This is a genomic window from Streptomyces sp. NPDC087310 (genome assembly GCF_044744405.1).
GTDB lineage: Bacteria > Actinomycetota > Actinomycetes > Streptomycetales > Streptomycetaceae > Streptomyces.
Window position 1 is genome coordinate 581,168 of record NZ_JBIUYF010000002.1, and the last position, 13,686, is coordinate 594,853.

A 13,686-nucleotide genomic window follows, 5' to 3' on the forward strand; every position below is an offset into this window, starting at 1 on the left:
CGTCACCGATGACCAACCGGCACCACCTCGCCAGCCCCGTCCCTACCGCGGCGGATCCCCGTGCCACGAGCGCCACAGGGCCGCGTACGCGCCGCCCCGGGCCACCAGCTCGTCGTGCGTGCCCAGTTCGGTGAGTCGGCCGTCGTCCATCACGGCCACCCGGTCAGCGTCGCGCGCCGTCTGGAGGCGGTGGGCGATGGCGATGACCGTACGGCCGTCGAGGACCGCCGCCAGGGCCCGTTCCGCGTGGCGCGCGGACGCGGGGTCGAGGAGGGCGGTGGCCTCGTCCAGGATCAACGTATGCGGATCGGCCAACACCACTCTCGCCAGGGCCAGTTGCTGGGCCTGTGCGCCGTCCAGGGAGGTCTCGCCCACGCCCGGTTCGGTGTCCAGGCCGTCCGGCAGTTCGTCGACCCAGTCGGCGCCGACGGCGGCGAGGGCCGCGCGTACCTCCGCGTCCGTGGCCCCCGGTGCGGCGATCAGCAGATTGGCCCGGACGCTGTCGCGGAAGACATGGTGTTCCTGCGTGACCAGGACCACCTGCCGGCGCAGTTCCTCGGGATCGAGCGCGGCGATCGGTACCCGTCCCACCGTCACCGCTCCCTCGCGCGGCCTGTCGATGCCCGCGAGCAGCCTGCCGAGGGTGGACTTGCCGGCGCCCGACGGGCCGACGACGGCCAGCCGCTCGCCGGGCCTTACGGCCAGATCGACCCCGCGCAGCACATCGCGCCCGCCGTCGTACGCGTACCGCACACCGGCGACCTCGATGCGGTCGTCGGCCGGAACACGGGGCCGCGGAGCGCGGCTCCCGGTGGGCCGGTCCCCCGGCGGGCGGTTGCCGGACCCGTCCTTCTCCCCCGGCGTCCTCGCCAGCCCCTCCACCCGGGCGAAGGACGCCCCGCTGCTCTGCATCTGCTCCACCCACCGCAGGATCTCGTCGAGCGGCTGGTCGAGCTGTCGCATGTACAGCGCGCAAGCGACGACGGCCCCGAGGCTCACCGCGCCGTGGTCGTGCAGCGCGCCACCGGCCAGCAGGACGGCCACGACCGGGACGATGTACGAGGCGTCGACCGCCGGGAAGAGGACACTGCGCAGGAACAGGGTCCTGGTACGGGTGCGTGCGCAGCGGCCGACGGCCTCCTCGCAGGCGTCGAGGCGGCGCCGCTGGAGCCCGAACGCCTCGACCGTACGCGCGCCCGCCGCCGTCGCGGAAAGGATCTCCGCCAGGGCCGAGTTGGCCTCGCCCTCCGCCAGGTACGCGGCGTGCGCGCGCCGCAGGTACCAGCGGGTGGCGAACCAGATCCCGACCAGGCCGAGCAGGGCGCAGGCGCCGAGCGGCGGGGCCAGCACGACGACCGCGCCGAGGATGAACAGCACCTGGATCCCGGCGATGAAGACGTCCGGGCCCGCGTCGCGCAGCGTGGTGCCGACGGTGGTGACGTCGGTCGTGCCGCGCGCCGTCAGATCGCCCGGGCCCGCGCGTTCGACCACCGGGGCGGGCAGCCCGAGCGCCCGGTCGACGAACTGTTCGCGGATCCGGGCCGAGGTGCGCTCACCGAAGCGGTGTCCGACGAAGCGGGCGTAGCGCGCCAGCAGGAGCTGGGCGAGCGCGCACACCAGGAGGATCAGCGCGTACCGGTCGACGGTGTCCACGCCTTCCCCGGCCCTGACGGCGTTGACGATCCGGCCGAGCAGCCAGGGTCCGGCGAGTCCGGCGGCCGCCGCCAGGGCGTTGAGGCCGATCGCGGCGGCGAAGGCGGGTGCGTCCTGGCGCAGCAGCGCGAGCGCGGCGCGGCGTACCCGCGGGGGATCGGCGACCGGCAGCCCGCCGGTCGTCCTCGTCTCGCGTACGGTCATCGCACGGCCTCCTGGTACCGGTCCGGTTCGTCGTCGTCCGTGCCGCGTGACACGAGGGCGCGGTAGCCCGTCGGTCCGGCGAGCAGTTCCCGGTGGGTGCCGACCGCCTCCGTACGGCCGTCGACCAGGTAGTGGACGGTGTCCGCGTGCTCCAGCATCAGTGGCGAGGTGCTGGTGACCAGCGTGGTGCGGCCGGAGCGGGCGGCGCGCAGCCCGGCGGCGAGTGCGGCTTCGGTGTGGGCGTCGACGGCCGAGCTGGGTTCCACGGCGATCAGCACCTCGGGGTCGACGAGCAGCGCCCTGGCCAGCCGTACGCGTTGGCGCTGGCCGCCGGAGAGGTTGCGGCCCCGGCCGAGGAGGCGGGAGCCGAGTCCGTCCGGCAGACCGAGGACGATGTCCTGGGCCGCCGCCGCGGCGAGGGCCGCCTCGACGGCCTCGTCCGCGCGGTTCCAGCGGCCTTCGACGGCGTCGCGCAGGGTGCCCGCGAAGAGGTCGGCCTCGTTGTCGGCGACGAGGATGCGGTCGCGGACCTGGCGGAGGGGGATCGCGTCGAGCCTCACGCCTCCCCAGGTCGCGTCGGAGGCGGTGAACCGGCCCAGCCGGTCGGCCACTTCGGTGGCGTCCGAGGGCCGGGCGGCGACGAGCACCGTGAGGCTCCCGGGTGCCACCTCGACGCCGGAGGCGGGGTCGCGCAAGGGGGCGGGCGACGCGGGCGCGCCACCGTCCCCGTCCGTCGTCACCACCGCCGTGTCGGTGTGTTCGGGTTCCAGCTCCAGGAACCGTATGACCCTGCGCGCGCAGACCAGGCCGCGGCTCACGTCGTAACCGCCCTCGATGAAGAAGCCCACGGGGACGACGAGGACGGCCGTGTAGCCGTACACCGCGACCAGTTCACCCACCGTGATCTCCCCCTGCGCGGCCAGCCTGGCCCCCAGCCAGGTCACGGCGGCCAGGAAGAGCACGGGCAGACCGAGGCCGAACGCGGAGATCCAGCTCGTCACCGCCCCGACCCGGTAGCCCTCGTCCCTGAGCCGCTCGGAGTCGCGCCGGTAGCGGGCCGCGTAGACGTCCTTGCCGCCGAGTCCGCCGAGCACGCGCAGTCCGCCGACGATGTCGGTGAAGCGCGCGGCCAGTGCGCCCTGCCGCTCGCGGTAGGCCGTCTCCCTGCCCTGCAACCGTCCCAGCAGCGGGCCGACCACGACCGCGAGCAGCGGTACGCCGAGCAGCACGACGGCGGCGAGGACCGGGGACACGGACATCAGGAGCCCGGCGACCACCGCGTAGGCGAGGACGGCGCCGACCCCGGGGCCGGTGACGGTCAGGCTCTGGCTCATCCCGATGACGTCGGAGATGCCGATGGTGACGATCTCTCCGGCCGTGATCCGATGGGGCAGTGTGGCGCCGAGCGTGGTCGCCTGGCGGACGACGACGCGTACGGTACGGAAGGTGGCGTCCATCCGGACCCGGGTCATGGTGCGGTGACGCGCCATACCCACCAGCGCGTTGGCCACCCCGACCGCGAACAGCGCCCCGGCCCAGGCCCACAGGGCGCCCCGGTCCCCGGGTTCGAGGCCGTCGTCGATCGCCCGCGACAGCAGGTACGGCTGCAGGGTGAGCCCGACCATCCAGACGCTGCCCCACATGGCGCCGGCCGTCACACGGCCCCGCTGGCTGGTCACCAGCCACCACAGGTAGCGCCAGGCGCCCCGTCGGTCCGGCGTCCCGGGGTCCCTGTCCATGTCACCCATTCCCCGCACCCTAACGACACCTCCGTCACACACGCCCACACGCATCCGCACGACCTCCCCACGTCCTCGTCACGGCCCCCTCACGAACATGCCTCTGGCACGTGACCGGCTCCGGCACATAAGGGAGGTTTCCACACAAGGACATGCAACGCCCCCGATCCCGAGGGGTCCCCGACGGGCGCCTAACAGCCCCCAACGACCCCAAAAGGGAAACGCCGCTGAATTACTGTCAGACGTCAGAAACAGAACAGATCGACCTGGCCGGAGGCACATGCCCTGGTGATAAGATCACCAGGCTTGCCAAGTGGCACCAAACCCGCTATGGCATAAAGGAAAGTCAGCGCATCGGCCCAGAAATCCGCCACCCCGGGGAGAACTATGCCATTAGCCGGGCCTTTCAAGGCAGTCCGGCAGGCGAGCGTGCGCGGCCTATTCCGTTTGTCTGTGACCGCGAGCCCTTTTCAACGCACACTCCAGACATTCAGTACCCGGTGGCCCACTCGCCCGAAGAGAGCCTTATGACGCAATACTTTCAGGATCCAGCGATTTGGGGTTTGATCGCCGGTACTCCTGTCGCCGCAACCGCGATCATTCGCGGCAGAAGGTCGATTGCCGAGCTGAGAAAGGAGAAACAGGAACTCAAGGCGCACTACGCGAACCTCGAAGAGCATTACACCGAGGCCGTCGAAGAGGCCAAGGACAGGGCGGAAGAGGACACCAAGACCGCGCTGAAGTCGGCGATGCGAACGCTTCAGGGTCTGGCGAGCGAACAGCAGCTCGCGATCACCAAGCTTCAGGACAAGTACGGAGAACTCCAGATTCTCCAGGACCTCCTCGACATCGACCACATGAACTCGCAGTTCGCACGGCGCGCGCAGTCCATCGCCGTTCTCTGCGACGGCTGGCTGGGCCGGCAGCGGTCCGCCGCGTCGCTCTACGACGTGGTGCGCAGCGCCAAGGGCCGTATTCGCCACTTCACCCGTGTGGAGATCCGGGCCCAGAGTAACTTCGCCATCGTCAGCCGGGCCGTGGAGCCCGTCGCGCTCACGCTCGCCGAACTCCTCGACAACGCCACCAGTTACTCCGCGCCGGAAACGATCATCGAGATCAATATCCGGCCCGTGCCCAAGGGCGTCTGCATCGTCGTCGACGACGCCGGTGTCGGTATGAACGAGGAGGAGAAGAGCAGGGCGGCGAAGCTTCTGTCGAGTGAGCGTTCGCCCGGTGTCTCCGGTCTCGGCAATCCGCCGCAGTTCGGTTTCACCGTGATCGGCGTGCTCGCCGCCCGGTACGGCTTCACCGTGTCCGTGGATTCCACCTCGCCCTACGGCGGGGTGCGCGCGGTCGTGCTCCTCCCCGACGAGTTGCTCACCGCCATGCCGGATCCCGAGTCCAGGCCCGCTCCCCAGCCCGAGCTCAAGCCCGCGCCCCGTCCCGCGCCCCAGCCCGAGCCCAAGGAGTTCCCCACCGTGGCCGCGTCCTCCCCGATGCCGCCCGAAGAGACTCCGGCGGCCCCTTCGACCACCTTCGGCGGTCTCCCGAAACGCCGTCGCAGAGGCGCGATATCGATCGTTCCATCTGCCGAGAGCGAGGAGGCGCCGGCTCGTGACAGTGAGCAGGCGGCTTCCGTGATGGGAGCGTTCCAGCGCGGAACGCAATCAGGCCGTCGTTTCAACAACGCAAGCAGTGAAGGGCATGAGAATCAGTGAATTACGATCTGTCATGGATGCTTGACAGTGCTCTGGAAGTGCCCGAAGCGCGTCACGCGATTCTCGTCTCCGCCGATGGTCTCCTCATGGCGCGGTCGAAGGAGGTCGGCAAGGACCACGCCGACACCGTCGCCGCCGCGATGAGCGGTATGCAGTCGCTGAGCCGCACACTGGCGGAATTCTGTGGCACCCCGCCGAACAACCGGGCGCAATGGCGTCAGACGGTGGTCGAGTTCGACCACGGCTGGGCGTTCCTCATCTCGGCCGGCGAGGGCGCCTACCTCGGTGTCTCGGCGACACCGGAGGTGGACATGGCCGAGATCACCTTCCGTATGCAGCAGCTTGTCGGCCAGCTCGGCAAGGCCCTGACCAGTCCCCCTCGCGAGATTGCTGACACGAAAGCATGACCACACCAGAAGAGCCGGATCAGGAACCAGAAGCCCCGCAATTAGTACGTCCGTATGTCATCACCAACGGCCGCAGTCTGCTCGATGACCACGAGTTCTCACTGATCACGCTGGTCACGACGGCTCAGGACGCTCCCAGAGCGGGACATCTCGATCCTGAGAAGCGCGATCTTCTGGAGTTGTGCGCGGGCGGCCACCTCTCCGTCGCCGAGATAGTCGGACACACCCAGCTTCCCGTCGGGGTCGTGAAAATCCTGCTGTCCGATCTCACGCAGGAGGGGTATCTCGTCACGCGTGCCCCCATACCTCCCGCGAAGCTGGTCGAGCGGCACATACTTGAGGAGGTGCTGAATGGCCTTCAAGCCCGTTTTGGATGACGGTGTCTATCTACGTGAGTCGGTGCAGACCGCGGCGAAGATTCTTGTCGTCGGGCATTTCGCCGTCGGCAAGACGACATTCATCGGGACCATGTCCGAGATCCCTCCGCTGCGCACCGAAGAGGTGATGACGCAGGCGGGCGAGGGGGTCGACGACCTCAAGGGCACCCCCGGCAAGACCACCACGACGGTGGCGATGGACTTCGGCCGCCTCACCCTCAGCGACCGGCTGGTCCTCTACCTGTTCGGCACACCGGGACAGCAGCGCTTCGTCCAGGTGTGGGAGGACATGACGCGGGGTGCGCTCGGGGCCCTGGTGCTGGTCGATCCGGAGCGTCTGGAGGAGTCCTTCCCCGTGATGGACCTCGTCGAGCACTACGGGATCCCGTACGCGATCGCGGTGAACCGATTCGACGACCGTCCGAACCACGCGGACCAGGAGATACGGGAAGCCCTCGATCTGCTCCCCGAGACACCCCTGGTCAACTGTGACGCGCGTGACCAGCGTTCCTCGGCGAACGCCCTCATCAGTCTCGTCCGTTACCTTCAGTCACGTCTCAACTAGGAGTCCGGCAGATGCAATCCCCTTCGGAGTTCCCCGCACCGCCACCGGGTTGCCCAGCACACAACAGCGGCCGGGGAGTCCCCCTGTACACGCCGGAGTTCGTGAAGGACCCGGCCACGCACTACGCGTACATGCGGAACTTCGGCCCCGCGGCGCCCGTGGAACTGGCGCCCGGCGTCGAGGCGTCACTGATCACGGACTACGCCGCCGCGCTCCATGTGCTCCAGAACCCCGACATGTTCGTCCGGGACTCGCGGCGCTGGCGCGCCCTCAACGAGGGCCGGGTACCGCTGGACAGCCCTGTCCTGCCGATGATGGCGTACATGCCGGGCCCCCTCCTCACCGACGGAGCCCAGCACCTGAGGCTCCGTCAGGCGGCGACCGACAGTCTGGCGCGGATCGACACCCACCGGCTGACCCGCTTGGTGGAGCGCACCGCCACCTATCTGATCAGCCAGTTCAGCGGCCGCGGCAAGGTCGACCTGGTCAGCGAGTACGCGCAGGTGCTGCCCCTGCTCGTCTTCAACGACCTCTTCGGCTGCCCCGGTGAGCTGGGCGACCGTATGGTGTTCGGCATCTCCGGCATCTTCGACGGGGTCGACGCGGCGAAGGCGAACGAGGTCCTCCAGGAGGCCCTGGTCGAGCTGGTGATGCTGAAGCGGTCACAGCCGGGCGACGACATCACCTCGTGGCTGATGCAGCATCCGGTCAAGCTGACCGACGAGGAGATGATCCCGCAGATCCTCCAGCTCATCGGCGGTGGCACGGAGCCGCTGTCGAATCTCATCTCCAACTCGCTGCGGGTCCTGCTCTCCGACGACAAGTACGCGGACGGGGAGCAGTCCGGCAGTCTGCTGGTCGAGGACGCGATCAACGACATCCTGTGGAACAGCGCACCCATCGCCAACTGGGCCACGCACTTCCCCGTACAGGACGTCGATCTGTCCGGGGTCAAGCTCGACGCCTGGGACCCGGTGCTCATCAGCTTCGCGGCCGCCAACACGGACCCGAATCTCTCCATGGGCCGGCAGACGTTGAGCAAGCGCGCACATCTCGCCTGGGGCGCCGGGCCGCACGCCTGCCCCGCCAAGGATCCCGCGTTGCTGATATCGGTGCAGGCCATCGAGAGGCTGCTCAACGGCCTGCCCGACATCGAGCTGTCGGTCTCCCCGGACGACCTGGTCTACCGGCCCGGTCCGTTCCACCGGGCGCTGGGCTCGCTGCCGGCCCGCTTCACCCCCGAGCGGAGGGCGCAGTCGCGCCCCGGACCCGCCACCCCCGCGGCACGTACGGTCGGCGGCCCCCAGGCCCCGGTGCCGTACGCCTCGCCGCAGAAGGGCAAGTTCTGGAGCGGCTTCCTGGCCTGGTGGAAGGGGTAGCACCCCGACCGGGCCGGGCGACCGTCACCGTACCGCGGCCTCGTGCCGGTCCGAGGTGCGCAGGCTCCAGGTGGACCAGGTGTCCTCTTCGTCACCGATCCCGCCACCACGGGCGATCGGGACGGCGGAGAGGAACTCCGCGGGCAGATCGAACGCGTCCACCAGCGTCATCATATGCGGCGCCAGACCGGCCACCAGGGCGTCGCCGGTCTCGTGGAACGCCCGGACATGATCGGCGGTCAGCTCGCCCTCGGCAAGCAACGTCCCTGTGTGCGGGGCGAGTTGACGGACCAGGAACAGCAGGCACACATCCTCCAGCAGATTGCGTGCCATCGGGTCGGCGGCCCGGGCCGCAGCGGCGACGAAGGCGTCGGCGGCCTGGAGGCAGGCATGCGCCGAGACCATCTCCAGAGCCGGGGTGGACGCCTCGTTCCAGCGGCCGAGCGGATCCCCCGACGGCCCCCTGCGCAGGGCCTCGCGCGCCCGCGTCTGCGCGGCGGCCTCGACCCGGGCGAGGAGATCGCGCAGGAAGGCGAGATCGTTCAGCGATCTCTCGGCCAGCGGCGTCGCGGAGTCCTGGCGGCGCTCCGCCTGGTGGTTGAAGACCATCTCGGAGGCGGCCTTCACCCAGATGACAAGATTGTCACCTTCCGCGGTGATGCTGCCCTCTATGTTCAGCGGCAGGTCCGACAGACCGTTGACCGGAAAGAACCCCTGCGCCCCGCACCGTTCCCGGGACTCGATGGCGATCGCGCGGGCCTGCCAGGTGATCCACCCCTTGGCGATCGCGACCAGGCGTTCGGTGTCCGCCCGGTTCTCCGGGGTGTGCGTGACCCAGCGGTTCACCACCTCCCGGTGGAGGAAGGTCATGGCGTACGCCGTCGCGATCGCGTCCAGCAGCCTTCCGTGATGGCTGCGGTGCGCCACCAGCGGGACGCGTTCTCCGAGCTTCGGCCCGCTGATGTGCCGGGAGTGGGCGTGCCGTACGGCGATGACCAGCGCCGCCCGTGACACACCGACACTGCCCCCGCTCATGCAGAGCTTTCCGCTGGTGACGCGTCCTATCGAGTGCAGGAACCGCTTGCGGGCGCTGCCCAGGGTACTGCGCAGGTTCCCGTCCCGGTCGAGTCGGCCGTGCTCGCCTTCGAGCAGCGCCTCGCGTGGCAGCCGTACCCGGTCGAAGGAGGTGAGGCAGTGGTCGACGGGGGTGCCGGTACGGTCGGGGAGCCGCCGGACGTGTACGCCGGGCAGATGGCCGCGGTGATCGCTCAGCGGGGTCAGGAACAGGAAGATTCCCTGGTCCTCGCCGTTGACCAGCAGCCGCGCCGCCACGACGGCGCTCTTGGGGCCGCCGGTCAGGCTGGTGTTGGGCATGAACTTCTGCGCGCCCGGCGTGGGCGTGTGCAGGATGAACTCGCCGGTCGCCGGCTCGAACTCGGCGGTCGTCCGGAGAGCCGAGGCGTCGTTGCCGTGGTCCACCTCGGTGCAGAGGAACGTTCCCGTACGCCGCATCGAGGTGAAGTCGGAGAGGTCGCGCGGGTCGGCGCCGCCGTCCTGTTCGAGGAGGCTGCCGAGGAACAGGTTGTAGTGGATGCCCGCCAGAGTGCCCAGACCACTGTCCACGACCCCGGTCCACTCGTGCAGCGCCGCGAGCCGGCGCGGGTCGAGGGCCAGCTCCCGGGCTTCGCCGGCGGCGTCGTTGACCAGGGCGAGCCGGGAGTACGAGAGCTGGACGCGCTCGGCGGTGGACAGCGTGGAACGGTGCCGGAAGTCGTCCCGGGCGATCAGTTCACGCCAGGCACCGTGTACCTGAGCGCGGTCCTCTCCGTCGAAGAGGAGGTAGGTCAGCTCGTGGCTCAGCTCAGGGACGCGGCGCGCACGCTCCGGCTCAGCTCCAGGGAGGTCCTTGTCACGGAATGGCAGCATGGTCATGAATTGCTCCGCATGGACGCCTTACACCGATGGACGGAAAGTTGAAACAATTGAATACCGGCCAACGCGTCCTGTTCCAGAGCTGACATGATCTTTTTTTGAGCCGAAGATCACCGGCCGGTGGGCTTGAGAAACCACCCGGGCTCCATTACCCTCGGCTCCCACTCGACTCCACGGCGTAAACATCCGAATCAGCGGAAACCCGAGGTTACACCCCATCCAGCCTGGGAAGTCATAGGACATTTACCCGTCCACGGAGCCGTGCAGGGACGGCGCCCCGTCCGGCAGGCCCGGCGCGACCACCACAGAAAGACGGAAAGGACATTCGCCCCCGAGGGGAAATCACGGGTATATGGAAGACTTTTTCACGGCACCGGACAGCCCATCGGGGAATTACCGCAATTCCTCTCAGGCGGTGTTCCACTCCCCCGTGGAATGCGCGCGTACCAGCGACTGCACGAGCGGCAGGTCACCCGCCGTCAGCGCCTCCAGCAGCGCCAGGTGTTCGGCCGCGTGCGCGATCAGGTCGGCGCGGCGTACGGCGGGGGCGCCGGCCGGCGGCCACTGCGAGCGCCGGTGTACGTCGTCGGCGACGGCGACCAGGTGCTGATTGCCGGAGAGGGAGAGCAGCGCGCGGTGGAAGGCGCGGTCGCACTCCGCGTAGGCCGCGCGGTCACCGAGCGCGGCGGACCTCCCCGTCGCCTCCGCCAGCGGCCGTATCTCCGCCCAGCGTTCGGCGGGGACGGTGCGGGCGAGGCGCAGCATCACCGGCACTTCGAGCAGGGCCCGCACCTCGGCCAGTTCGGCGATCTCCCCGGGGGTGCGCCGGGTCACCCGGAACCCCCTGTTCGGGACGGTCTCCACCGCCCCCTCCAGCGCGAGTTGCTGCATGGCCTCGCGTACGGGGGTGGCGGAGACCCCGAAGCGTTCGGCGAGCACGGGGGCCGAGTAGACCTCGCCCGGCACCAGCTCACCACCGACCAGCGCGTCCCGCAGGGCGGCGAGGATCTGGCCGCGTACCGAGTGCCGCCGTACGGAGTGACCGGGGTTCCCCGCCCGGCCCCCTGCCCCGGAACCGGAGCCCGAGCCGGAGCCCGCCCCGGAGCCCGTCCCGGTCCGGGTCCGTCCCCGCGGCGGCGCCGGACGCTCACCGTGCGTGTGCTCCCCTCGCACCGGCTCGCACGCGTCCGTACGCGCCTGTTCCGGCACCCGAACCCCTTCGGGCGCCCGTGGCGCGGGCGCCACCGGCGCGGTGGTCTCACGCGCTCTGCCCTGCTCCACCCGGGTCCTCCTCGGCCGTCCCGTCAGCCCGGCTCGCGGGAGGGCCGGATCCTCCCTGTGCACGATAGGCCGACAGGGGCGCAGTTCAAACCTCGATCACATCGGGTAAGGTAAGGCTTACCTGCAAACGATCCCGATTCGGTGGTCCCTGCATGACCGTGCCCGCTGTGCTGCCCGGCCTTCTCGCCTCTCCCGTGACGGGCGCGTACGCCCGTCTGACCGAGGTTTTTCCCGCGCTGAGCATCGATCAGCTCACGGACAGTGAGCAGCCGCCCGTCGGGGGCGGCTGGGTCGGCGCGACCGAGCTGGCGGCCGGCGGCCCTGCCCTGGACACGTTCCTCGCCTGGGACGAGGCGCAGGTGCTGCGCGACTACGGGCAGCGGGCCCGGCCCGACGTGATCGCCAGCTTCGCGCTGCACCGCTACGCCTGGCCGGCCTGTCTGCTGATGACCGTGCCGTGGTTCCTGCACCGCCGGGTGCCCCGGATCCCGGTCGGGTCCGTCTCGTTCCAGCGGGCGCTGGGCCGGATGACCGTCCGTGTCGACGAGTTCGCCTGCCTCCCGGACGACCCCGCCGCCGCCCTGCCCGGCGCCCGTGTCGTACCGGACGAGGAGGCGCTGCGCGACGAGGTGCGGACGGCCGTCGCCGAGCATCTCGGCCCGGTCCTGGAGGGGTTCGCCCCGCGCATGCGGCGGGGCAGGCGGGCGCTGTGGGGCATGGCGACCGACGAGATCGTCGAAGGGCTCTGGTACGTCGCGCATCTGCTCGGCGAGGAGCGGCGCGCGATGGCGGAGCTGGAGCTGCTGCTGCCGGGGGCGACCAAGCCGTACGTCGGCGCGGCGGGGTTCCGCGAGCTGACGGGTCCCGGCGGCGAATCTTTGCCGACCCGTGACCGAGCGAGTTGCTGCCTTTTCTACACGTTGCGCCCCGCGGACACCTGCGTCACGTGTCCGCGTACCTGCGACGACGACCGGGTCAGGAAGCTCAGCGCCACCGTCTGACCCTCCGTCACCCGTGGATTCCACGCCACCCTCAGTAGTGATATTAATCGAACATGACAGCCACCTGCCGAACGGCAGCTCTAGCCGATCGTGCATATTTGTGTGCCACACCGCCTCGTTGGTGTTCTCTTGTCCCGAAACCCTCTGAGGGGCACCGCACTTCCGCCAAAATGGCGTCTCAAACGCCCTACTGCGATGCAAGGAACACCGCATGCGACTGACAGACATATCGCTGAACTGGCTGATTCCCGGCGTCGTGCTGATCGTCGGAGCCCTGGTGGCGGTGGCGGTGCTCGCCGGTGGCAAGCGCGCCAGGGAGAAGCCGGCCGTCGAGGACTCCTGGGAGCGGAGCGAGGAGCGCCGCAGGCGCAAGGAAGCCATTTACGGCATCGCGTCCTACGCGCTGCTCTTCTGCTGTGCCGCCGTGGCCGCGGCGCTCTCGTTCCACGGTCTGGTCGGCTTCGGCCAGGAGAACCTGAACCTCTCGGGCGGCTGGGAGTACCTCGTACCGTTCGGTCTCGACGGCGCGGCGATGTTCTGCTCGGTCCTCGCGGTGCGCGAGGCCAGCCACGGTGACGCGGCCCTCGGTTCGCGTCTGCTCGTGTGGACGTTCGCCGGTGCCGCCGCCTGGTTCAACTGGGTGCACGCGCCCACGGGCCTCGGTCACGAGGGCGCCCCGCACTTCTTCGCCGGCATGTCCCTCTCGGCCGCGGTGCTCTTCGACCGCGCGCTGAAGCAGACCCGCCGGGCGGCGCTGCGCGAGCAGGGGCTCGTCCCCCGTCCGCTGCCGCAGATCCGGATCGTACGGTGGCTCCGGGCGCCGCGCGAGACCTTCGGTGCCTGGTCGCTGATGCTTCTCGAGAACGTGCGCACGCTGGACGAGGCCGTCGACGAGGTCCGCGAGGACCGGCGCCAGAAGGAACAGAGCCGTCACCGCAGGCGCGAGCAGGGGAAGTTGGACCGGGCGCAGATCAAGGCGCTCAACCGGCAGCACCGCGCCTCCTGGGGTCGGGGCCGCGGCGGCCGTCAGGTCGCCCTGCCCTCGGCCGGCTCGGGGTCGGGTTCGCCGCCGGCCGTCGAGGCCGCAGCGGAGCCTGCTATAGGAGAGCAGCCGCAACTTCCCCAGCGTTCCCGGCTCTCCCTTCAGCCCGTGAAGGGTACTGAGCCCCGTACGGTCGACCTCACCGCCGAGGACGACACCCAGGCACTGCCGAGGCTCGACTCCCTGGAGCGCAAGCTCAAGGAGATGGAGCGGCAGTTCGGCTGAGTCCGTAGTACCTGTAGTGCCCGTAGTACAGGAAGTACCAGCAGTACCAGCGGTACCGGTGACACGAGCACCATGGGTGGACCCGGGCAAGGCTGTGCAGCGGCATCCTTCGGACCGGTGTGACGGACGACCGTCACGCCGGTCCGCTGCCGTTCCCCCCTCA

At 69.8% G+C, this 13,686-nt stretch carries 11 protein-coding genes; 7 read left to right on the forward strand and 4 right to left on the reverse strand.

Going from position 1 to position 13,686, the window contains the following annotated elements:
• Nucleotides 1-42: 42 nt before the first annotated feature.
• Nucleotides 43-1,857, reverse strand: coding sequence for an ABC transporter ATP-binding protein (locus ACIO3P_RS08350; protein ID WP_401848468.1), 1,815 nt, complete (start codon nt 1,855-1,857; stop codon nt 43-45).
• The gene (locus ACIO3P_RS08355) at nt 1,854-3,605 is read right to left on the reverse strand and encodes an ABC transporter transmembrane domain-containing protein (RefSeq protein WP_401848466.1); all 1,752 of its coding nucleotides are present in this window, start codon (nt 3,603-3,605) and stop codon (nt 1,854-1,856) included. The genes ACIO3P_RS08350 and ACIO3P_RS08355 overlap by 4 nt, the downstream gene beginning before the upstream one ends.
• Before the next feature lie 518 nt (nt 3,606-4,123).
• On the opposite strand from ACIO3P_RS08355, the gene ACIO3P_RS08360 reads away from it, so the two are divergent.
• Genes ACIO3P_RS08360 through ACIO3P_RS08380 form a run of 5 tightly spaced genes read left to right on the forward strand, consistent with a single transcriptional unit; the run spans nt 4,124 to nt 8,042 of the window.
• On the forward strand, nt 4,124-5,314 hold the full coding sequence (locus ACIO3P_RS08360) for an ATP-binding protein (RefSeq protein ID WP_401848465.1): 1,191 nt from the start codon (nt 4,124-4,126) through the stop codon (nt 5,312-5,314).
• Nucleotides 5,311-5,721 (forward strand): roadblock/LC7 domain-containing protein, encoded by a 411-nt coding sequence (locus tag ACIO3P_RS08365; RefSeq protein ID WP_329828071.1) that lies wholly within the window; start codon nt 5,311-5,313, stop codon nt 5,719-5,721. Before ACIO3P_RS08360 ends, ACIO3P_RS08365 begins: the two co-directional genes overlap by 4 nt.
• Nucleotides 5,718-6,098, forward strand: a complete 381-nt coding sequence (locus tag ACIO3P_RS08370) for a DUF742 domain-containing protein (RefSeq protein WP_329828072.1) — start codon at nt 5,718-5,720, stop codon at nt 6,096-6,098. The genes ACIO3P_RS08365 and ACIO3P_RS08370 overlap by 4 nt, the downstream gene beginning before the upstream one ends.
• A complete protein-coding gene (locus ACIO3P_RS08375) occupies nt 6,073-6,663 on the forward strand; it encodes an ATP/GTP-binding protein (protein ID WP_329828073.1) in 591 nt (196 codons plus the stop codon). The genes ACIO3P_RS08370 and ACIO3P_RS08375 overlap by 26 nt, the downstream gene beginning before the upstream one ends.
• A gap of 11 nt (nt 6,664-6,674) precedes the next feature.
• Nucleotides 6,675-8,042: a cytochrome P450 gene (locus tag ACIO3P_RS08380; RefSeq protein ID WP_329828074.1), complete on the forward strand. Its 1,368-nt coding sequence runs from the start codon at nt 6,675-6,677 to the stop codon at nt 8,040-8,042.
• A gap of 24 nt (nt 8,043-8,066) precedes the next feature.
• Here the strand turns inward: ACIO3P_RS08380 and ACIO3P_RS08385 are convergent, their stop codons facing one another.
• Nucleotides 8,067-9,974 carry an acyl-CoA dehydrogenase gene (locus ACIO3P_RS08385; protein WP_329828075.1) on the reverse strand — a complete coding sequence of 636 codons (1,908 nt, stop codon included), beginning with the start codon at nt 9,972-9,974 and terminating at the stop codon, nt 8,067-8,069.
• A 408-nt stretch (nt 9,975-10,382) separates the two neighbouring features.
• On the reverse strand, nt 10,383-11,255 hold the full coding sequence (locus tag ACIO3P_RS08390) for a GntR family transcriptional regulator (RefSeq protein ID WP_401848462.1): 873 nt from the start codon (nt 11,253-11,255) through the stop codon (nt 10,383-10,385).
• Between the two features lie 152 nt (nt 11,256-11,407).
• Here ACIO3P_RS08390 and ACIO3P_RS08395 point away from each other — a divergent pair, with 152 nt between their 5' ends.
• Together ACIO3P_RS08395 and ACIO3P_RS08400 are read left to right on the forward strand one after the other, a co-directional pair.
• Nucleotides 11,408-12,256 carry a (2Fe-2S)-binding protein gene (locus ACIO3P_RS08395; RefSeq protein WP_329828077.1) on the forward strand — a complete coding sequence of 283 codons (849 nt, stop codon included), beginning with the start codon at nt 11,408-11,410 and terminating at the stop codon, nt 12,254-12,256.
• A gap of 211 nt (nt 12,257-12,467) precedes the next feature.
• The gene (locus ACIO3P_RS08400) at nt 12,468-13,523 is read left to right on the forward strand and encodes a DUF2637 domain-containing protein (protein WP_329828078.1); all 1,056 of its coding nucleotides are present in this window, start codon (nt 12,468-12,470) and stop codon (nt 13,521-13,523) included.
• Nucleotides 13,524-13,686 lie beyond the last annotated feature (163 nt).